This is a genomic window from Jiangella sp. DSM 45060, assembly GCF_900105175.1.
Classification (GTDB): Bacteria; Actinomycetota; Actinomycetes; order Jiangellales; family Jiangellaceae; genus Jiangella.
Genome location: NZ_LT629771.1, coordinates 5,059,418 through 5,078,097, shown reverse-complemented (window position 1 = coordinate 5,078,097; position 18,680 = coordinate 5,059,418). Strand labels below are relative to the sequence as shown.

Sequence of the window (18,680 nt, the reverse complement as noted above, 5' to 3'; positions counted from 1 at the left end):
CACCCACCGCCCCCTCCGACCCACTGCGGAAGCCGGCGGCGTCAGGACGTGGCGCGCCCCTCGCCGTTGCCGGGCGCCATGGCGTCGTCGAGCCAGCGCCGCAGCTGCGCCTCGGTGAGCTGAGGTGCTCGAGCCAATGCCACGGCCTCGACGGCCGCGCGGGTGGCCGGGCCGAGCCGGCGGGTGCGCTGGGCGATGAGCCGCGCCTTGGGCAGCGTGATGCGGCCGTCGTCGAGGGCGGCGAGCGTGGCGGGGAGGCCGCTGACGAGGTCGACGGCGAGGGAGACGAGGTCGGTGGCGGCGTCGAGCTCGAGGTGCAGCGCCTCGGCGATGGTGACGGCGGTGGCCGGGCCGCCGGGTGGGTCGACCCGGCCGGCGAGTTCGGCGATGACGCGCGCCTGCATGGCGTCGAGGTGGGCGCCCTGACGTTGGTAGGCGGCGGCGACCCGGGGCAGCTCGCGCCGGGACAGCGCGGGCGGCTCGAACGTCTCGAGGACGGCGTTGAGCACGGTGCCGGGCGCGAGGCCGGCCCAGGCCGCACTGGGGTGATCTCCGGGGCGCGTCATGTCCGCACGCTATCGCACAAACGTTCGAAGTCGCGACCGGAAGTCCACTATCCGGCCGGACGCAGCACCGCCAGCACCGGCCGGTGGTCCGAACCGCCGGCCGCGTCGAGCACGCTGAACGACACGACGTCCCAGGCGCGGGCGTCGGCCAGGACGTGGTCGATCGGCGCGCCGGCCCACCGCGGCCAGCCGGCCGGCCAGGTGCCGGTCCCCGCCGCCGCGCGCGCCGCGGCGGCGTCGGCGCACGGGCCGAGCGCCCGCAGCGCCGGGTGGTCCAGCGTCGCGTTGAAGTCGCCGGCGGCGATGGCGCGCTCGGAGCCCGCGCACTGGCGCACCGCCCAGACGGCGTCGTCGTGCCAGCGGGCCATGGCGCCGCCGGTGGGCGGCCAGGCGTGGACGGCGGTGATCGGCGGCCCGTCCGACCCGGCGACCGGCCGGACGGTGTACGAGCCGAGTCCGCTCGACGGGTCCGGTTGCGGCTCGCCGTAGGTCCCCAGCGACGACGCCACCAGCAGCCCCGTCGCCGACGTGATGCCGGCGTCGACCTGGTGGTGGAAGACCTGGAAGCCACCGCCGGCCAGTTCGGCGGCCTGCCGCGTCGTCGCGGCCGAGGTCTCCGGCAGCACGACGATGTCGGCGCCGGTCGCCGTCACCAGGTCCGCGACCACCCGGGAGCCGGCGCCGTCGTACAGCGTGTTGAACGCCAGCACCCGCACCTCGCCCGGCGCCGTCGCGCGCGGCACCGAGTCGGACGACAGCCCGCGCGACAGCAGCACGCCGGCCGAGAACACCGTCGCCGCCGCGACCACCCCGGCGACGGCGGCCAGCGGCCACCGCGCCCGCCGGAGGGCGAGCGCCAGCGCCGCCACGAGCACCGCGACCAAGGCGCCGCCCAGCACCGTCAGGCCACGCAGCGCCACCACCTGGGCCGGGCCGTAGACGCCGGACAGGCCGAACGCCTGCGGCCACACCACGACGACCGCGAGCAGCGCGGCCACCGCCGCGCAGGCCGCCGGCCACGGCCAGCGGCGGCGGGTCACGCCGAGACGGCGTCCAGCGCCAGCTCGACCATCTCCGCGAAGGTGCGCTCACGCTCGTCGGCCGACGTCTCCTCGCCGGTGACGAGGTTGTCGCTGACCGTGCAGACCGCCACGGCCCGCGCGCCGAACTTCGCGGCCAGCGTGTAGAGGGCGGCCGCCTCCATCTCGACCGCCATGACGCCGTACTCGGTCAGGCGATCGCGCAGCTCGGGACGGTCGTGGTAGAAGGAGTCGGTGCTGAAGATCTGCCCGACGTGGTACCGCGCGCCGGCCGCCTCGGCCTTCTCGACGTAGGCCCGCACCAGCGAGAAGTCCGCCGTCGGGGCGTAGTGGAAGCCCTCGAAGCGCAGCGCGTTCATCGACGACTCGGTGGCCGCGGAGATGCCGATGACGAGGTCGCGGATGGCGACGTCGGCCAGCAGCCCGCCGCACGACCCGACCCGGACCAGCGTCTTCGCGCCGTACTCGGCCAGCAGCTCGTGCACGTAGATGGAGATGGACGGCTGGCCCATGCCGGTGCCCTGGACCGAGATGCGCTGCCCCCGGAACGTGCCGGTGAAGCCGAGCATGTTGCGGACCTGCGAGTAGCAGGTGACGTCGTCGAGGTACGTCTTGGCGATCCACTCGGCGCGGAGTGGATCGCCCGGCAGCAGGACGGTCTCGGCGATCTCGCCGGGCGCGGCGGCAATGTGGGTGCTCACGAGTGCACACGGTATCCGGCGTAGGGTCGTGGGTCGTGCATGAGGCCTACGTCTTGCCCGGTCCCCTCGCGCTCTCGCGCTCCACCGTCGACCGCGCGGCCGATCGCCGCCTGGACGCCGCGTGGGTCGACACGCTGTGGGCCGACGGCCGCACCCGGGTGCTGCTGGTCGGCGACGGGACGGTGCCGGTCGACGACGGCGCGCTGCGCTTCGTCGCGCCGGCCGACGCCCCCGACGGCGAGCGTTTCCTGCTCGGCCTCGACGGCGACATCGCCTACGTCGCCGTCCACGTGGCGGAGAAGCCGGACGACGGCGCCACGCTGCGCGAGGTCGGCGCCGTCCTGGGCGACCGCGACGCCGGGCTGGCCGTGCACGCCGTCGCGCTGGCCAACTGGCACGCGACGCACCGGTTCTGCCCGCGCTGCGGCGCGCCCACCCGGCCGGAGCAGGGCGGGCACGTCCGTGTCTGCGAGGCGGACGGGTCGCAGCACTTCCCGCGCACCGACCCCGCCGTCATCGTGCTGGTGGTCGACGAGAAGGAGCGCTGCCTGCTCGGCCGGTCGGCGGCCTGGCCGGGGCGGCGGTTCTCGACGCTGGCCGGCTTCGTCGAGCCGGGGGAGACGCCCGAGCACGCCGTCGTCCGCGAGCTGTACGAGGAGGTCGGCGTGCGCATCACGTCGTGCCGCTACGCGGGCGCCCAGCCGTGGCCGTTCCCGTCCAGCCTCATGCTCGGCTACTACGCGACGGCGGCCGGCGAGGACCCCTCGCCCGACGGCGACGAGATCGCCGAGGCCCGCTGGTTCAGCCGCGACGAGCTCAGCGCGGCCATGCGCGAGGGCGACGTGCTGCCGCCGAGCGGCATCTCGATCGCCCGGAAGCTGGTCGAGGGCTGGTTCGGCGGGCCGCTGCCCGACGACGTCAGCCCGCGATAGCGGTCAGCTTCTCCTTGACCTCGGACGGGCTCGGGTTCGTCAGGGCGCTGCCGTCGGCGAACACCAGCGTGGGCACCACCGCGTTGCCGCCGTTCAGGCTCATGACGAGGTCGGCGGACGCGGGGTCGGTCTCGATGTCGACCTCGTCGAACGTGATGCCGTCGCGGTTGAGCGCCGTCTTGAGCCGGAAGCAGTAGCCACACCAGGTGGTGCTGTACATGGTGAACCGGGACATCGACGCTCCGCTCCTCTGGCTTAGTTGCCGTATCAGCTAGTTCAACACGGCCGGTCGCCCGGATTGTTCCGTGGCGCCTCGCATCCTGTCGGTACCGGCTGCGAGGATGGGGCGATGCGCGTACCCGACGTCCTCGCCGGCCTCGATCCCGAGCAGCGAGCGGTCGCGTCGGCGCTCAGCGGGCCGGTCTGCGTCATCGCCGGCGCCGGCACCGGCAAGACCCGTGCCATCACCCACCGCATCGCCCACGGCGTGCACACGGGCGCGTTCGACCCGCGCCGCACGCTCGCCGTCACGTTCACCACCCGGGCGGCCGGCGAGATGCGCGGGCGGCTGCGCTCGCTCGGCGCCGAGGGGGTCCAGGCGCGCACGTTCCACTCCGCGGCGCTGCGCCAGGCCCGCTACTTCTGGCCGCAGATCACCGGCGCCGATCTCCCCGAGATCAGCTCGAGCAAGCTGCCCATCGTCGGCTCGGCGGCGTCGCGCTGCCGGGTGCCCACCGACCGCACGGTGCTGCGCGACCTCGCCTCCGAGATCGAGTGGGCCAAGGTCAGCAACGTGCTGCCCGAGTCGTACGTCACGGCGGCCGAGGCGGCGCATCGCGAGGTCGGCAACGTCGACCCCGAGTCCGTCGCCAAGGTCTACGCCGCGTACGAAGACCTCAAGACCGACCGCAACGTCCTCGACATGGAAGACATCCTGCTCGCCGCCGTCGGCCTGCTGTCCGGGCATCCGGGCGTCGCCCAGCAGGTCCGGTCGCAGTACCACCACTTCGTGGTCGACGAGTACCAGGACGTCTCGCCCGTGCAGCAGAAGCTGCTCGACCTCTGGATGGGCGAGCGCACCGACGTCTGCGTCGTCGGCGATCCCGCCCAGACCATCTACTCCTTCGCCGGCGCCCAGCCCGACTACCTCATCGGGTTCCCGCAGCGCTTCCCCGGCGCCACCGTCGTGCGGCTGTTCCGCGACTACCGCTCCACGCCCGAGGTCGTCGGCGTCGCCAACGCCGTGCTCCGCGCCGCCCGCGAGGCGCACCAGGGCGTCGTCCTCGAGGCGCAGCGCCCGCCCGGCCCGAAGCCGTCATTCGTCGAGCACAGCGACGAACTGGCCGAGGCCTCGTGGGTGGCCGGGCAGATCGCCAAGCTGGTCGCCAACGGCACGCCGCAGCGCGAGATCGCGGTGCTGTTCCGGGTCAACGCGCAGTCCGAGGCGTACGAGCAGGCGCTGGCCGACGCCGGCGTCGCCTACACCGTCCGCGGCGCCGAGCGGTTCTTCGACCGCGGCGAGGTGCGCCAGGCGGCCATGCTGCTGCGCGCCGCCGTCCGCACCACCGACGGCGCGCCCGACGCCCCCGACGCCGCAGCGGCCACGGCCGCCGTGCTCAGCTCGGCCGGCTGGTCGCCCGCCCCACCCGCCGGCGGCGGCCAGGCCCGCGAGCGCTGGGAGTCGCTGGCGGCGCTGGTGTCGCTGGCCGAAGAGGTCGTGGCGGCCAAGTCCGGCGCCACGCTGGCCGACGTCGTCGACGAGCTCGAGGCGCGGGCCGCGGCCCAGCACGCGCCCACGGCCGACGGCGTCACGCTCTCCTCGCTGCACTCCGCCAAGGGGCTCGAATGGGACGCCGTCTTCGTCGTCGGCTGCCACGAGGGCACGCTGCCGCTGAGCTACGCCGAGACGCTCGCGCAGATCGAGGAGGAGCGCCGGCTGCTCTACGTCGGCGTCACGCGCGCCCGCGAGCACCTGTCCGTGTCGTGGTCGCTGGCCCGCCAGCCCGGCGGCCGCGGCAACCGGCGGCCCAGCCGGTTCCTCGACGGCGTCCGGCCCGGCGGCGTCGCCCGCAGCGACCACCGTCCCGAGCGTGGCGCCGGCGGCCGCGGCCGCAAGTCCGGTGCGCCGGCGCGCTGCCGGGTCTGCGGCGCGCCGCTGGTCGACGCCGTCGACCGCAAGCTCGGCCGGTGCGGCAGCTGCCCGTCGTCCATGGACGACGCGCTGTTCGAGCGGTTGCGGGCCTGGCGGCTGGAGCGGTCGCAGGAGCAGAAGGTGCCGGCCTACGTCGTGTTCACCGACGCCACGCTGGTCGCGATCGCCGAGTCCACGCCGGTCAACGAGACGCAGCTGTCCGCCATCCCGGGGGTCGGCCGCACGAAGCTCGAACGCTACGGCGCCGACGTCCTGGAGCTGTGCCGCGAAGTCGTCGAAGAATGAGCGTAAAAATGGGTTGCCCCTTACATGCGGCCCGCATTAGCATTACCGGGCGCGTTGCGATGCGACGTGCCCACGAGTCGGAAGGCCCGGCTCGGGATCGACGCCGAAAGGAGGGACGCCTGATGGAGATCACGACATTGAACCCGTTGCAGAGCGGTGTCGGCTTCGCCTATGCGCCTTCCCTCCGTGGCGTCTCCCTGAGCTCCCGGGAGCGCATGATCGCGCCCGTCACCGCACCGCAGACGGGAGAAGTGCGTCCGCAGGCAGGTAGCACTGGCGCGACGACGCACCTCGTCGATGGGGTCAAGCAGGGCGTGCGTGTCCGCACTTGGGGTCCACCGGTCTAGCCATGAGACGACCGGCGCCTCCGAGGCCGCGGACCCCCACCCCGGGATCCGCGGCCTTTTTGTTTGCCCAGAACCGACTCACGTGGAAGGGAGGTGACCGAACTCATGATGCTGACCAGCGTTCTCGACCGGGCCGTAGCGGCCGACGAGTCCATGCCGTGCAAGAAGGACCCGGAGCTGTGGTTCGCCGAGTCGCCGGCTGACGTCGAACACGCCAAGCAGTTGTGCCGCGAGTGCCCTGTGCGGGAGCAGTGCCTCGCCGGTGCGATGGACCGGGCCGAGCCCTGGGGCGTGTGGGGCGGAGAGCTCTTCGTCTCCGGAGCCATCGTGGCGCGCAAGCGTCCGCGTGGCCGTCCCCGTAAGAACGAGATCGCGGCGTAGTGAGACCAGCGCACACCGCGACCGGGCACCAACGGCACCTGCCGACGACCGATGACCCCGATGAACGGACCACGACATGACCACGACGCTCCGGCCCGATGCGGCCACCCCGAACGACCCGCAGACCACCGACACCACCGTGAACCGAGACTTCAGGAGCACCGAGATGCATCTCATGAACGAAGCCCTCGCGCGGGCTCACTGTACGGAGCAGCGCGAACGGGCGATGCGAGAACGACGAGTACGACGCGTGCTGGCCGCCCGCCGGATGGACCGGCGGGCCGCCCGGGCGGCGCAGCGAGCCAGGAACCTGGCCGCCGCGGCCGTCTCGCTGCGCAGCCGCACCTACTGACGGGGTGACGCCGGGTCCGTCCGCCGACGGGCCGGGCATCGTGAGCGCCCGTCGTGCGTCGTCCGAGCAGTTGCCGACACTCCGAACGACCCCGCACCGTCCGACCGGTGCGGGGTCGTTCGCGTTGTCCGGGGTGGTCAGTACCAGTCGTTGCGGCCGACCGGCGCCGCCGTCGACGATGTCTCGCCGGGGCTCGGATGCCTCGGCGCAATGGGTGGGGGGAACACATGACGACCACGGGGGAGAGCCGCGTGCCCGAAGCGGTGCCGGTGACGTGCGCGCAATGCGGGACGACCGCCGAGGAGCTGCCGCTGACCTGGATCAGCAGCGTGGAACGCGGCCGCACGCTCTACTACTGCGACCGGTGCGCGCGCGACAACCTGCGATCCATCGAGGCACGCCTGGACAGCGCCTGGTGGTGAGCGCTGCTCAGGCGCTGAAGCCGGGCAGCCAGCGCTCCAGTTCGGCGCGGAACGGCGCCTCGCAGTCGAGCTGGGACAGCACGCCGATGCCGCCGATCCAGACCCGGTGGATGAGCAGGTACGACGGCGGCAGGTTCAGCTTCAGCCCGATGGAGTAGCCGGGCCGGCGGGGGTCGTTGATGCGGGCGAATTGCTCGCGCATCCACGGCCGGTTGAAGTGGAAGCGGTCGACCCGGGCGGGTTCGAGGAACGGCGCGAGGTAGTCGTAGAGGTCCTCGGGGTCGAGGTCGATGTGCGCCTTGACGAAGCCCTCCTCGCGCAGGCCGTCGAGCATCTCGTCGGCCTGGCCGGCCAGCGCCCGCCGCATGAGCTGGCCGATGGACGGCGGCAGCCCCTCGGGCAGCCGCGCGACGGCGCCGAAGTCGAGCACGCCGAGCCGGCCGTCGGCCGTGATGCGGTAGTTGCCGGGGTGGGGGTCGGCGTGCAGCAGGCCGGCGCGGGCCGGGCCGGAGAACAGGAACCGGACGTAGAGCAGCCCGGCGTGGTCGCGCTCTTCCTTCGTGCCGTCGGCGATGACCTTCGACAGCGGCAGGCCGTCGAGCCACTCGGACACCAGCACGTGCTCGGCGCCCTCGACCAGGCTCGGTACCGCGAACTCGGGGTCGTCGGCGTACGCGAGCGCGAACCCGTCCTGCGCGTCGGCCTCCATGCGGTAGTCGAGCTCTTCGACCATGCGGTCGTGCAACTCTTCGACCAGCGCCTTCGCGTCCATGCCGGGCACCAGCGCACCGATGGAGCGGCCCAGCCGGGCCACCTGGCGCAGGTCGGCGCGCAGCGCGTCGCCGGCGCCGGGGTACTGGATCTTGACGGCGACCGTGCGGCCGTCGTGCCACACCGCCTTGTGCACCTGTCCGATGGACGCCGACGCCGCCGGGTTGTCGTCGAAGGACTGGAAGCGCTCGCGCCAGTCGGGCCCGAGGTCGGCGGCCAGCACGCTGTGCACCGTCGCCGCCTTCATCGGCGGCGCGGACTCCTGCAGCTTGGTGAGCGTGGCGCGGTAGGGCGCGGCCAGCTCTTCCGGGATGCCCGCCTCGAGCACGGACAGCGTCTGGCCGAACTTCATGGCGCCGCCCTTGAGCTCGCCGAGCACCCGGAAGACGTGTTCGGCCGTGCGCTGCTGGAGGTCGGCGCTGACGGACTCGGCCGAGGCGCCGCTCAGCCGCCGTCCCAGGCCCAGCGTCGCCCGCCCGGCCAGGCCGAGCGGCAGTGACGCGAGCTTGAAAGCACGGTTCACGGCGTTGCGTGGCACATCGCTCACGTCACCCATTGTGCCGCGTCCCCCTCGCGGGTGGCCCAACCGCACCCACAGCGCGGATGACGGGTCCAGCTCCGCCGCCGCGGCAGCCCCGACGGCAGCGTCACCTCGATGGTGCCGTCGACCGCGGCCGGCGCGAAGCCGTCGAGGCAGGCCAGCACCTGGGTGGCGGCCAGTCCGGCGACGGCGGCGGCCAGCGCGGTGTCGCAGGCCGGCTCGGGTGGCGGACGGCGCAGCGCCTGGTCGACGACGAGCGGCCAGTGCGGGTCGCGGGCCGTGCGGTGGAGGTCGAGGCAGCGCAGGCAGGACGACCGGCCGGGCAGCACCAGCGGTCCGACGACCCCCGTCACTTCGACGACCTGGGCGAGCAGATGCGGGATGCCCTGCCGCACCAGCTCGGCGGCCTCGTCGCGGCCGGTGCCGCCGCTCGGCGCGAGGACGGCCAGGCTCGGCGCCGCGGGCCGGCGGCCGCCGGGTTCTTCGCCCGCGTCGGCCGGGAGGAGTGCGGCGAGCGAACGCCGCCGGGGCGCGCCGACGGCGTCGGGCGGGTGGCCGCCGGGGCTGATGTCGGCCGGGCGGACGGGCCGGCCGTCGAGCACGGCGACCGTTCCCACACCGGCCGCCGCCAGCAGCCGGGCGATCTGCGCGCCGACCCGCCCGGCGCCGTGCACGTCGACCCGCTGCCGCGACCGGGCGGCCAGCACGTCGTCGCCGCCGATCGGGGCGCGGGCCAGCAGCGCGGCGCTGGACCGGTCGGGCTGCCGCCGCTCGTCGCCCGGCTCGTAGCCCAGTTCGGTTCCGGGCGCGGCGCCGGGCGCGGCGCCGGGCCGGTCGCCGTCGATGACGGCGCCGGCCGCCAGCAGCAACTCGGTGAGGTGGTCGGCGGCGGACCGGCCGAGGCCGACCTCCACGGCCAGCTCACGCAGCGCCGCGAGGTCGGCCTCGCCCGTCATCGCCTCGACGACGGCCCGCTCGGGCCGGCTCAGTCCGCCCACCACCAGCGCGAGCCGCGGCGTGGCGCCCACCTGCAAGGTGGACTCGTCACGCCAGGTGCGGCTCAGCGCGGGGTGGAGGATCGGACGCACAGCGGCATCCTGCCGGTTTCGGCGCCGCCGTGCGTTCGGCTGTCCACAGGCCCGCGAGCGCGGGCCCGGCCGGCGTCAGACGCGCCCGAGGATGCGGTTCAGGTTCGTCGAACAGACCGGGCAGGTGGCCTTCGCCATGCGGGTGCCCTTGTCGTTGACGACGATGTCGCCGGTGGCCTCGCGCTTCTCCTTGCACTTCACGCAGTAGAACTCCCCCGTGTACGTCTCAGCCATTCGTGGCCTTCCTTTCCTCGTTGCAGGAGCGGAAGCAGCAGGTCAGCCGCGTCCCCCGTGTGGTTGAGCCGACACACTACGCCAGCCGGCGGATCCTTCGAGGCAGAAATGACGAGCGAGAATGCGCTCGGCGAGATCTCAGTTCCGCTGACGGGCGCGCGCCTTCCCCGAACGCGCGGAGGTGTCATCGTTTTCCGAGATCCCGCCGAGCGGGATCGGGCGACCCGTGCGAAGTGTGGTGTGCAAGGGATTCGAGCCGCCGGACATGTCAGTGAACGTACGGCGATCCCGGGGTGGCGGCAACGGGAACGGCGGTGGACCGTCCCAAGGCTGTGGATAACTCTGTGGACGACTTGTGCAGGACTACCGGAGTACTTGTGGACCACCGGTGCGCAGCGTGTTGACAACCTGGAGGCTACCTATTGTCTACCGCTCTGAGCTGGGCAAACACAATCCACCACATGTGTACGAAGAAAGTGTGGCCCACGTCGCTCCGAGGAACGCGGCGGAGCCGGGCATTGGCCCCGTAGGCGACGATCTCGACCGGTTATCCACATTGCATCCACGCATTCGCGGGCGGATGGGTTTACGGTGCAACCATGGAGGCACCGGACGTCGAGATACGGCGCTCGCTGCGCCGCCGGCGTACCGTCACGGCGTTCCGCGAGAACGGCCGCATCGTCGTGTGCCTCCCGTCGCGCCTCAGCAAGGCCGAGGAGCGTCGCTGGGTCCAGGTCATGCTCGACCGGCTGGCGGCCCAGGAGAAGCGGCGCCGCCCCAGCGACGAAGCGCTGCTGGCCCGGGCCGGTGAGCTGTCGCGCAAGCACCTCGGCGGCCGGGCGGTGCCGACCAGCGTGCGGTGGAGCTCCAGCCAGCGGGCCCGCTGGGGCTCGTGCACGCCCAGCGACGGCTCGATCCGGCTGTCCAGCCGGCTGCAGGGCCTGCCGACGTGGGTCATCGACTACGTGCTGGTGCACGAGCTGGCGCATCTGCTGGTCAACGACCACGGCCCGGAGTTCTGGGCGCTGGTCGGGGCGTACCCGCGGGCCGAGCGGGCGCGCGGCTTCCTCGACGGCTACAGCCACGCGGCGGGCGCGGCCCCGTCCGACTCTCCCGACGAGGACGACGAGCCCGGCGGGTCTGGCGAGCCAGGCGACGAGGACGACGCCGCCTGACTGGCTGCCCGATTCGGGTGGATTCGTGGCGGATCATGGGTACCGTCCTGCGGTGACATCGACGCAGGCGTTCGTGGGCATCCCAACCGGCACCATCACCTGGGACGCGTTGCTGACCGGCGCGCTCGCCGTCCCGGCGACGTTCCTCGCCGCGCTGCTGGCGTTCTGGCTGCAGTCGCGTCACAGCTCGCGGCAGGGCCTGGTGGAGGCGGTCGAGTCGCTGCGCGAACTGGTCATGCGCGTGGCGTCGACGACGTCTCCGGCTCCGGCGGACGGCCCGTGGGTGCCGGGCGGCGCGCGCCGGCTGACCGAGGCCGAGGCGCGGCTGTTCGTCGATCTCGGCGAGCGGATCGCCCGGGTCCGCTCCCGCTGCGGCCGCCGCGACCGCGCCCTGGCCGCCGGCCTGCGCGACGCCCACATCAGCGTCATCGCCGCGGTCGTCGGCGGCGAGACCGCCGAAGCCGCCGCCGTCTGGCGGTTCCTGGACGCCTGGCTGGACTCCCGCAGCGGCGTGCGGCGTGGCCGCATCACCGTCGACGCGTTGCGCCCCAGCCGCCGGACGACGGGCGCGGGCGTTGGCGCTGGCGTGGGCCAGCAGGCGTCGGCGCGCTCGTAACGGCCGGGCCGGGCCGCGCGCCGCGGACGAACCCCGGACCGCTGTGGCCGGCTGACCACGGTCGCGGGTGACCCGTGATCGCGCGCGAAAAGTGGGCTGGGACCCCGCCCGGCTGGGAGGGCTTCCCACCCTACGGGCGGGCACCGACAGTCACCGCGCGAATCGCCGCCAAGCTCCGGCCGCCGACGACCGGCGCAGCGGGCCGGGTTGTTCGCGGGTGGCGGGGGCGCGGTCGCGGGTGAGGCGGTCACATGGCGACGGAAGCGGTCGCGGGTGCGTTGACCGTGCGGTGACGGATGTGGTCGCGGGCGGCGCGTGATCGCGCGCGAAAAGTGGGCTGGGACCCCGCCCGGCTGGGAGGGCTTCCCACCCTACGGGCGGGCACCGACAGTCACCGCGCGCTCGCCACCACGACGAGCGTCAGAGGGCGGCGCGGGCAGCGGCGATCAACTCGACGACCCCGCCGCCGAGCGGCGCCGGGAGGTCGTCGTACGGGAACCAGCCGAGGTCGCGGGATTCGTCGCTGACCGTGGCCACGGCCCCCGCGGGCGCAACCGCGAGGTACTGCACGTCCAGATGCCACTCCGCGACGCCGGGAGCGCACGGCGCCGGGTGGCGGTCCAGCTTGACCGGCCGGCCGCTCGCGCCCAGCGTCAGCCCGGCGATGCCGCTCTCCTCCGTGGCCTCCCGCAGCGCCGTCGCCGCGAGCGAGCCGTCGCCGTCCTCGCAGTGCCCGCCGGCCTGCAGCCAGAGACCGGCCCGGCCGTGCAGGAGCAGCAGCACCCTCGAACCGGCGGGGTCGACGATGAGCGCGCTGCCGGTGAGGTGCGCGGGCACGCACGAGCGACGCATCGCGCCGGGCTCGGACCGCAGCACGTCGAGGTACGAACGTCGCAACGCATCCTGCGACGGCGACGGCGCGGCCCACTCCGACAGCAAGGCGACGGCGTCGGCGTGCAACGAGTCGACCGGCATCAGGAAGGGCTGCCGCCGTTCTCGTCCTCGGGCGGGGCGGGGGTGTCGTCGAGACCGGACATGTCCCACTGGTCGACGACCAGGAAGGCGGCGGGGTCGGCGAGGTCGTCGGCCGAGGGCATGAGGTCGGGGTGCGCCCAGACGGCGTCGCGGCCGTCGGCACCCCGGGCCTCGCGGACCGCCGCCCAGAACGCGGCCGCCTCGCGCAGCTTGCGCGGGCGCAGCTGCAGCCCGACCAGCGTGGCGAAGGTCTGCTCGGCCGGACCGCCGGACGCACGGCGCCGGCGGACGGTCTCGCGTAGCGCCGCCGCCGACGGCAGCCGGTCGGCCGTGGCCTGCGTGACGACGTCGTCGACCCAGCCCTCGACGAGGGCCAGCGCCAGCTCGAGGCGGTCGAGCGCGGCCTGCTGCTCGGGCGTCGTCGGGACGTCGAACAGCCCGCCCTCGAGCGCCTCCTGCAGCGCCTCGGGCCGCTGCGGGTCGATCTCGCGCATCTTCTCCTCGATGGCGCTGGTGTCGACGGAGACGTTGCGGGCGTACTCCTCGACCAGCGCGACGATGTGCGCGCGCAGCCACGGCGCGTGGCCGTACAGCCGGACGTAGGCGGCCTCGCGCAGCGCGAGGTAGAGCAGGACGTCGCGGGCGTCGACACCGAGGCCCTCGCCGAAGGCGCGGACGTTGGCCGGCAGCAGCGCCGGGTGCCCGGCGGCCAGGGGCACGCCGATGTCGGCCGAGCCGACCACCTCGCCGGCCAGCTTGCCGATGCTCTGGCCCACCTGCGCGCCCCACATGGAGACGCCGACCTGCTGCATCATGCCGACGAGCGGGCCGGCGGCCTGCGCGATCTCGGGCGGCAGTGACTTGCTCATGGCTTCGGAGACCCGGGCGGCCAGCGGCTCGACGAGGTCCTTCCAGGCGGCCTGGGTGCCCTCGACCCACTCGGCCCGGCTCCAGGTGCGCGGCGAGCCGCCGGTGGACGGGAAGGTGGTGGCGCCGTCGAGCCAGGTGTCGGCGAGCCGGAACGCGTCGTCGACCTCGCGTCGGTCGCTGCCGCTGACCGAGCGGTCGCCGGCGGCCGAGACGACCTCGCGCGCGGCCTGGTTGGCGAGGTCCCAGTTCACCGGCCCGCCGGACCAGGAGAACATCTGGCCGAGCTGCTGGAACATGGCGCCGAGGTCGGGGTTGCCGCCGGGGCCGCCCGGACCGAACATGCCGAACAGCCCGCCCAACGGATCGTCCGGGCCGGAGCCACCGGCCCCACCGGAGCCGGCCCCGGACGTCTCGGGCCGGTCGTCGTCAGGGTCGTCGGAGGAACGGAAACCGAAGGGGACATCATTCATGGCAGCGCCTCGGGCAGGATGGGAAGCGTTCGGGAGCGCCTCATGCGTTCCACGGTAGTCGTTGAAGGGGATTTCGTGCGCAGACAGTCGGGCCGGGTTCGCGCTGGGCGCAACGGCGGCGACGGGCTGGTCGTCGCGGTCACCGGCGCCGCCTCCGGGGTCGGCCGCCTGCTGGCCGCACGCCTGGCCGCCAGCGACGACGTCGCCGAGGTCGTGGGTCTCGACGACTCCCGCGGCGACGTCGACGGCGTCACGTGGCGCGTGATGGATCTCACCGATCCGGCCATCGTCACGCGACTGGCCGGGGTCGACGCGGTGGTGCACGCGGCGGTCGACATCGGCATCACCGACGACCCCGCCGTCCGCTCGCACCGCAACGTCCGGGGCACCCAGACCATCTTGACGGCGTCCGCGGCGGCCGGCGTCAAGCACGTCGCGGTCCTCACCAGCGCCATGGTGTACGGCGCGCATCCCGACAACGACATCCCGCTGGACGAGGACGCCCCGCTGCGCGCGGAGCCCGACGGCTCGGTCATCAGCGACCTGCTCGAGATCGAGGACCTCAGCGCGCGGGCGCCGCGGTCGCACCCCGGCATGTCGGTGACGGTGGTCCGCCCGGCCGCGGTCGTCGGGCCCGGCATCGACACCGTCCTGACCCGCCACTTCGAGGCGCCGCGGCTGCTGGTCGTGCGCGGCAGCGAGCCGGCCTGGCAGTTCTGCCACGTCGACGACCTCGCGTCGGCGCTCGAGCACGTCGTCCTGCACGGCGTCAGCGGCCCCGTCGCCGTCGGCAGCGACGGCCACCTCGACCAGTCGGCCGTCGAGGAGCTGTCCGGCCGCAGCCGCATCGAGCTGCCGGCGTCGTTCGCGTTCGGCACCGCCCAGCGGCTGCACCGGCTCGGCGTCACCCCGGCGCCGGCCAGCGAGCTGCACTACGTCACCCGGCCGTGGGTCGTGGCCGCCGAGCGGCTGCGCAAGTCCGGCTGGGAGCCGCGCTACGACAACGCCGGGGCGCTGCGGGCGCTGATGGAGGAGGTCGGCGGCCGGCACGCGCTGGCGTCGCGGCGCATCGGCAAGCGCGACGCCGCCACGGCGGCCACCATCGGCGCCGCCGGCGCCACCGTCGCGATCCTCGGGACGGCGGTCGTGGTCCGCAAGGCCCGCCGCCGGAAGCGGAGCTGAGATGGACGTCATCCGGTTGCTCGACGTGCGGCCCGACCCGCTCTCCGTCGACGAGGTGCTGGCCGCGGTGTCCGACCGCGGCGCCGGCGGCACCGTCGTGTTCGTCGGCACGGTCCGCGAGGCCGACGGCGGCCGCGGCGTCACCAGTCTCGACTACGAGGCGCACCCCACGGTGTCCGAGGCGCTGCGGACGGTGGCCGAGAAGGTCGCCGCCGAGCACCCGCTGCGCGCGCTGGCCGCCGTCCACCGCGTCGGTCACCTCGAGATCGGCGACATCGCCGTCGTGGTCGCGACCGCCGCCGGCCACCGCCAGGAGGCGTTCGCCGCCTGCCGCCAGCTGATCGACGACCTCAAGCGCGAGGTCCCGATCTGGAAGCACCAGCGCTTCGACGACGGCAGCGAGGAATGGGTCGGCTCGCCCTGAAACGCGCCTGCCGCCCCACCGCGTCTTCAAGGGTGAGGACGACGAACGGAGGCTGGCGTTGGCCGGCGACGAGGAAGGCTTCACCGACTTCGCGGCGGCGTGCGGCGGGCGGCTGTTCCGGACCGCCTGGCTGCTGACGGGCGACTGGCATCTGGCCGAGGACCTCGTGCAGGAGACCCTCGGCAAGGTGTACCGCGTCTGGACCACACGCCGGCGGCCCGACGACCCGATCGCCTACGCCCGCACGGCGCTGGTGCGCACGTTCATCACGCACCGGCGGCGGCGCGGGTCGGGCGAGCGGCCCACCGACGCCGTGCCGGAGGTGCCCGGCCGCGAGCCGGACGTCGCGCTGCGGGTCACCCTGCTCGACGCGCTGGCCCGCCTGGACGCGAAGGACCGGGCGGTCCTGGTGCTGCGCTACTGGGAGGACCGCAGCGTCGACGAGACGGCCGCCGAGCTGGGGCTGTCGGCCGGCGCGGTGCGTTCGCGCTGCTTCCGTGCGCTCGACCGGTTGCGCGACGTCCTCGGTACCGATGCCGACGACCCGACCAGGAGCGGAGCGACACCATGACGATCGAAGAGGACCTCGAGCTGGCGCTCCGGGCGGAGGCGGCCCGGATCGACCCGCCGGTCGCCGACCTCGTCGACGGCGCACTGGCGCGCGGGCGGGAACGGCGGCGGCTGCGCCGGGCCCGGTTCGCCGTCGGCGCCGCCGCGATCGTCCTCGTCGCCGGCGTCGGCGGCCTCGTCGCGGCCCCGTTCATCGTCGCCGGCAACGACGAGCCCGCCATGACCGAGGCCCCGGCCGCCTCCGGCGCGTCCGAGGCGCCGCCCGTGGCCGACCCCGTCGCGGAGTTCGACGCCGACGCCGTCCTCGACGCTGTCGTGGCGCTGCTGCCGCCCGGCGAGATCAGCGGGGCCAACGCGTACGCCCACGAGCCGACGTCGGTCTGGATCGACTTCGTCTGGGACGACGGCAGCGGCGCCAGCTGGGTCAGCGCGACGGTGGACCTCCCGGCGGTCGCGACGCCGAACGAGTGCCCGACGATCGTCAACGGCGGCAGCTGCGAGGTCGTCACCCTCGACGACGGCACCACGGTGCTGCGGCAGTCCGGGCCCTACCACCCCCAGCCCGACCGCGAGCCGGAGCGGCTACAGTCCCGCGCCCAGGCGGTCTTTCCCGGCGGGCTGACGGTCATGCTCGACGCGATGAACGCGCCGACCGAGAAGGAGTCCGAGCCGACCCGCGACGAGCCGCCGTTCTCGCTGGACCAGCTCGCCACGGTCGTCACGGACGGGGCCTGGACCGAGCTCGCCGCGGGCATATCCCCGCCCGAGGCGCCCCAGCAGCCGAGCGAGGGAGAGGTCGGCGAGCAGGCACAGGCGCTCGCCGAGAACCTAGGCGCCGGCTGGACCGCCAGCGGCGACGACATGGCCGAGGCGGGCCCGGACGTCACCGCCGGACTGCCCGAGCACGTCGAGGCGGGGCCGGCGATGATCATGGAGATCGGTTCCGAGCTGACCGTGGCCGACCACTGCGAGCCCATGGAGGAGAAGGGCCGCATCACGCAGCCCTGCACCGCGACGACCACGCCGGACGGCGAGACCGTGCACGTCCAGTGGGCGACGACCACGCTCGAGGGCCCGTACGCGCAGGGCGGCTACAACGCCGAGGTGTGGGTGATTGCCGGGACCGACGAGCGGAAGTTCCGGGTGAGCCTGCTCGTGAGCGACGCCGCCGCCACGACGACGCCGGAACGGCGCGACGCCATGACGGCCTGGCTGGACGATCGGGTCGGCGACCTCGCCCGCGCGGCGACCGCCGCTGCCGCCGAACACACAGGCTGACCACGTACTCTTACGGTGTCGAAGCCCGTTCACCGTGAGGACCGACCACACCGATGACCCGCCGATCCGCGACGCTCGCCGTCGCCGGGGCCCTGATCGTCGCGCTCGTCGCGGTCGCGTCCATGCTGCACCTGCCCTACGTCGTGTACTCGCCGGGGCCGGTCGAGGACACGCTGGGGGAGTGGAACGGCCAGCAGGTCATCCAGATCGACGGCGCCGAGACGTTCCCCACCGACGGCGTGCTCGACCTCACCACCGTCGGGGTCACGCGCGCCGACGCCGACCTCGACCTGCTGACGGCGTTGCGCGCGTGGATCGACCCCGACCGCGCCGTCATCCCCCGTGAGCTGGTCTACCCCGAGGGCACCACGGCCGAGCAGTCGCGGCAGCAGAACGCCGCGATGCTCGCCAACTCGCAGCAGAACGCCGAGGTCGCCGCGCTGCGCAAGCTCGGCTACGACGTGCCCGAGAAGGTGGTCGTCGACGCCGTGGTCGCCGACGCACCCGCCGAGGGCGTGCTCGAGCCGGGCGACATCGTGGTCTCGGTCGACGGCACCCCCGTCGCCACCCCCGAGGACGTCGTCGACGCCGTCACCGCGCACGAGCCCGGCGAGGCCGTCTCGTTCGTCGTCGACCGCGACGGCCGGCAGCTCACCGAGTCGATCACCACCATCGCCGCCGAGGACGACGGCCGCGCGCTGGTCGGGTTCAGCCCGACGCTCGGGTTCGACCTGCCGGTCGACATCACCATCGGCATCGACGAGCGCATCGGCGGCCCCAGCGCCGGCATGATCTTCGCCGTCGCGATCTACGACACCCTCACCCCGGGCGAGCTCCTCGACGGCGTGCACGTCGCCGGCACCGGTGAGATCAGCCCCGACGGCGAGGTCGGCCCCATCGGCGGCATCCAGCAGAAGATCGCCGCCGCCAACCACGACGGCGCCGCGCTCTTCCTCGCCCCGGCCAGCAACTGCGACGAAGCGGTCGGCGGCAACAACGGCGACATGCAGGTCGTCCCCATCGAGACCCTCGACGACGCCGTCAGCACCATCGAGTCCTTCGTCGCCGGCGACACCGGCGACCTGCCGGCCTGCCCGACCTGACGACGCCGGTCAGGGGCCACGGTCGGCGCGGCGGACGATGCGTCGGCGAGCGGGACGGTGGGTCGGCGCGCGGACGTTGTCGGCGCCCGCCCGTAGGGTGGGTGCCCTCCCAGCCGGGCGGGGACCGTACTCAGCCGGCGAACGCCGCGACACACGACGAACGCAGCGAATCAGGCCGAACGTGCCGGCTTGAGCCGACGTGCTG

22 protein-coding genes are annotated in these 18,680 nt (G+C 74.0%); 13 read left to right on the top strand and 9 right to left on the bottom strand.

The genetic code is table 11. The features are described 5' to 3' along the window. Nucleotides 1-41: 41 nt before the first annotated feature. Genes BLU82_RS22545 through deoD form a run of 3 tightly spaced genes read right to left on the bottom strand, consistent with a single transcriptional unit; the run spans nt 42 to nt 2,307 of the window. On the bottom strand, nt 42-566 hold the full coding sequence (locus tag BLU82_RS22545; protein WP_092623283.1) for a DUF222 domain-containing protein: 525 nt from the start codon (nt 564-566) through the stop codon (nt 42-44). 47 nt (nt 567-613) lie between these two features. After that, a complete protein-coding gene (locus BLU82_RS22540) occupies nt 614-1,606 on the bottom strand; it encodes an endonuclease/exonuclease/phosphatase family protein (protein WP_092623282.1) in 993 nt (330 codons plus the stop codon). Further along, entirely contained in the window at nt 1,603-2,307 is a 705-nt protein-coding gene (gene deoD, locus BLU82_RS22535) for a purine-nucleoside phosphorylase (RefSeq protein WP_092623281.1), read from the bottom strand. The genes BLU82_RS22540 and deoD overlap by 4 nt, the downstream gene beginning before the upstream one ends. Before the next feature lie 35 nt (nt 2,308-2,342). Here deoD and nudC point away from each other — a divergent pair, with 35 nt between their 5' ends. Continuing rightward, nucleotides 2,343-3,239, top strand: coding sequence for an NAD(+) diphosphatase (gene nudC / locus BLU82_RS22530; RefSeq protein WP_197682396.1), 897 nt, complete (start codon nt 2,343-2,345; stop codon nt 3,237-3,239). Here the strand turns inward: nudC and BLU82_RS22525 are convergent. Further along, nucleotides 3,226-3,474: a mycoredoxin gene (locus BLU82_RS22525; protein ID WP_092623280.1), complete on the bottom strand. Its 249-nt coding sequence runs from the start codon at nt 3,472-3,474 to the stop codon at nt 3,226-3,228. The genes nudC and BLU82_RS22525 overlap by 14 nt on opposite strands. Nucleotides 3,475-3,588: 114 nt before the next feature. Between BLU82_RS22525 and BLU82_RS22520 the strand changes: the two genes are divergently transcribed. From BLU82_RS22520 to BLU82_RS22505, 5 genes are all read left to right on the top strand, one after another. Beyond that, entirely contained in the window at nt 3,589-5,676 is a 2,088-nt protein-coding gene (locus BLU82_RS22520; protein WP_092623279.1) for an ATP-dependent DNA helicase UvrD2, read from the top strand. Nucleotides 5,677-5,798: 122 nt separating this feature from the next. After that, entirely contained in the window at nt 5,799-6,023 is a 225-nt protein-coding gene (locus BLU82_RS34355; RefSeq protein ID WP_157741196.1) for a hypothetical protein, read from the top strand. Between the two features lie 105 nt (nt 6,024-6,128). Beyond that, nucleotides 6,129-6,404 (top strand): WhiB family transcriptional regulator, encoded by a 276-nt coding sequence (locus BLU82_RS22515; protein ID WP_083289141.1) that lies wholly within the window; start codon nt 6,129-6,131, stop codon nt 6,402-6,404. A 76-nt stretch (nt 6,405-6,480) separates the two neighbouring features. Next, nucleotides 6,481-6,756 (top strand): hypothetical protein, encoded by a 276-nt coding sequence (locus BLU82_RS22510; protein ID WP_092623278.1) that lies wholly within the window; start codon nt 6,481-6,483, stop codon nt 6,754-6,756. A gap of 227 nt (nt 6,757-6,983) precedes the next feature. Further along, nucleotides 6,984-7,178, top strand: a complete 195-nt coding sequence (locus BLU82_RS22505) for a hypothetical protein (RefSeq protein WP_092623277.1) — start codon at nt 6,984-6,986, stop codon at nt 7,176-7,178. 7 nt (nt 7,179-7,185) lie between these two features. Here the strand turns inward: BLU82_RS22505 and BLU82_RS22500 are convergent, their stop codons facing one another. The 3 genes from BLU82_RS22500 to BLU82_RS34790 form a co-directional block, all read right to left on the bottom strand. Beyond that, nucleotides 7,186-8,472: an AarF/ABC1/UbiB kinase family protein gene (locus BLU82_RS22500; protein WP_231947558.1), complete on the bottom strand. Its 1,287-nt coding sequence runs from the start codon at nt 8,470-8,472 to the stop codon at nt 7,186-7,188. 20 nt (nt 8,473-8,492) lie between these two features. Continuing rightward, nucleotides 8,493-9,578, bottom strand: coding sequence for a hypothetical protein (locus BLU82_RS22495; protein ID WP_092623276.1), 1,086 nt, complete (start codon nt 9,576-9,578; stop codon nt 8,493-8,495). Nucleotides 9,579-9,653: 75 nt separating this feature from the next. Beyond that, entirely contained in the window at nt 9,654-9,812 is a 159-nt protein-coding gene (locus BLU82_RS34790) for a DUF5679 domain-containing protein (protein ID WP_092623275.1), read from the bottom strand. 599 nt (nt 9,813-10,411) lie between these two features. Between BLU82_RS34790 and BLU82_RS22485 the strand changes: the two genes are divergently transcribed. Further along, entirely contained in the window at nt 10,412-10,987 is a 576-nt protein-coding gene (locus BLU82_RS22485) for a M48 family metallopeptidase (RefSeq protein WP_172885674.1), read from the top strand. Nucleotides 10,988-11,039: 52 nt separating this feature from the next. Then, nucleotides 11,040-11,603: a hypothetical protein gene (locus BLU82_RS22480; RefSeq protein WP_092623274.1), complete on the top strand. Its 564-nt coding sequence runs from the start codon at nt 11,040-11,042 to the stop codon at nt 11,601-11,603. Between the two features lie 420 nt (nt 11,604-12,023). Here BLU82_RS22480 and BLU82_RS22475 read toward each other — a convergent pair whose 3' ends face one another. Then, nucleotides 12,024-12,578, bottom strand: a complete 555-nt coding sequence (locus BLU82_RS22475) for an NUDIX hydrolase (RefSeq protein WP_092623273.1) — start codon at nt 12,576-12,578, stop codon at nt 12,024-12,026. Continuing rightward, on the bottom strand, nt 12,578-13,918 hold the full coding sequence (locus tag BLU82_RS22470) for a zinc-dependent metalloprotease (protein ID WP_092623272.1): 1,341 nt from the start codon (nt 13,916-13,918) through the stop codon (nt 12,578-12,580). Before BLU82_RS22470 ends, BLU82_RS22475 begins: the two co-directional genes overlap by 1 nt. A gap of 75 nt (nt 13,919-13,993) precedes the next feature. On the opposite strand from BLU82_RS22470, the gene BLU82_RS22465 reads away from it, so the two are divergent. From BLU82_RS22465 to BLU82_RS22445, 5 genes are read left to right on the top strand one after another with little or no spacing between them, the layout of a single operon-like run. Next, on the top strand, nt 13,994-15,100 hold the full coding sequence (locus BLU82_RS22465; protein ID WP_231947557.1) for an NAD-dependent epimerase/dehydratase family protein: 1,107 nt from the start codon (nt 13,994-13,996) through the stop codon (nt 15,098-15,100). A 1-nt stretch (nt 15,101) separates the two neighbouring features. Next, complete coding sequence (locus tag BLU82_RS22460; protein WP_092623270.1) at nt 15,102-15,524, top strand: molybdenum cofactor biosynthesis protein MoaE; 423 nt, start codon at nt 15,102-15,104, stop codon at nt 15,522-15,524. 58 nt (nt 15,525-15,582) lie between these two features. Then, nucleotides 15,583-16,095 carry a SigE family RNA polymerase sigma factor gene (locus BLU82_RS22455; protein ID WP_092623269.1) on the top strand — a complete coding sequence of 171 codons (513 nt, stop codon included), beginning with the start codon at nt 15,583-15,585 and terminating at the stop codon, nt 16,093-16,095. After that, the gene (locus BLU82_RS22450) at nt 16,092-17,372 is read left to right on the top strand and encodes a hypothetical protein (protein WP_092623268.1); all 1,281 of its coding nucleotides are present in this window, start codon (nt 16,092-16,094) and stop codon (nt 17,370-17,372) included. Before BLU82_RS22455 ends, BLU82_RS22450 begins: the two co-directional genes overlap by 4 nt. 53 nt (nt 17,373-17,425) lie before the next feature. Further along, nucleotides 17,426-18,475 (top strand): PDZ domain-containing protein, encoded by a 1,050-nt coding sequence (locus BLU82_RS22445; protein ID WP_092623267.1) that lies wholly within the window; start codon nt 17,426-17,428, stop codon nt 18,473-18,475. Nucleotides 18,476-18,680: the final 205 nt, after the last annotated feature.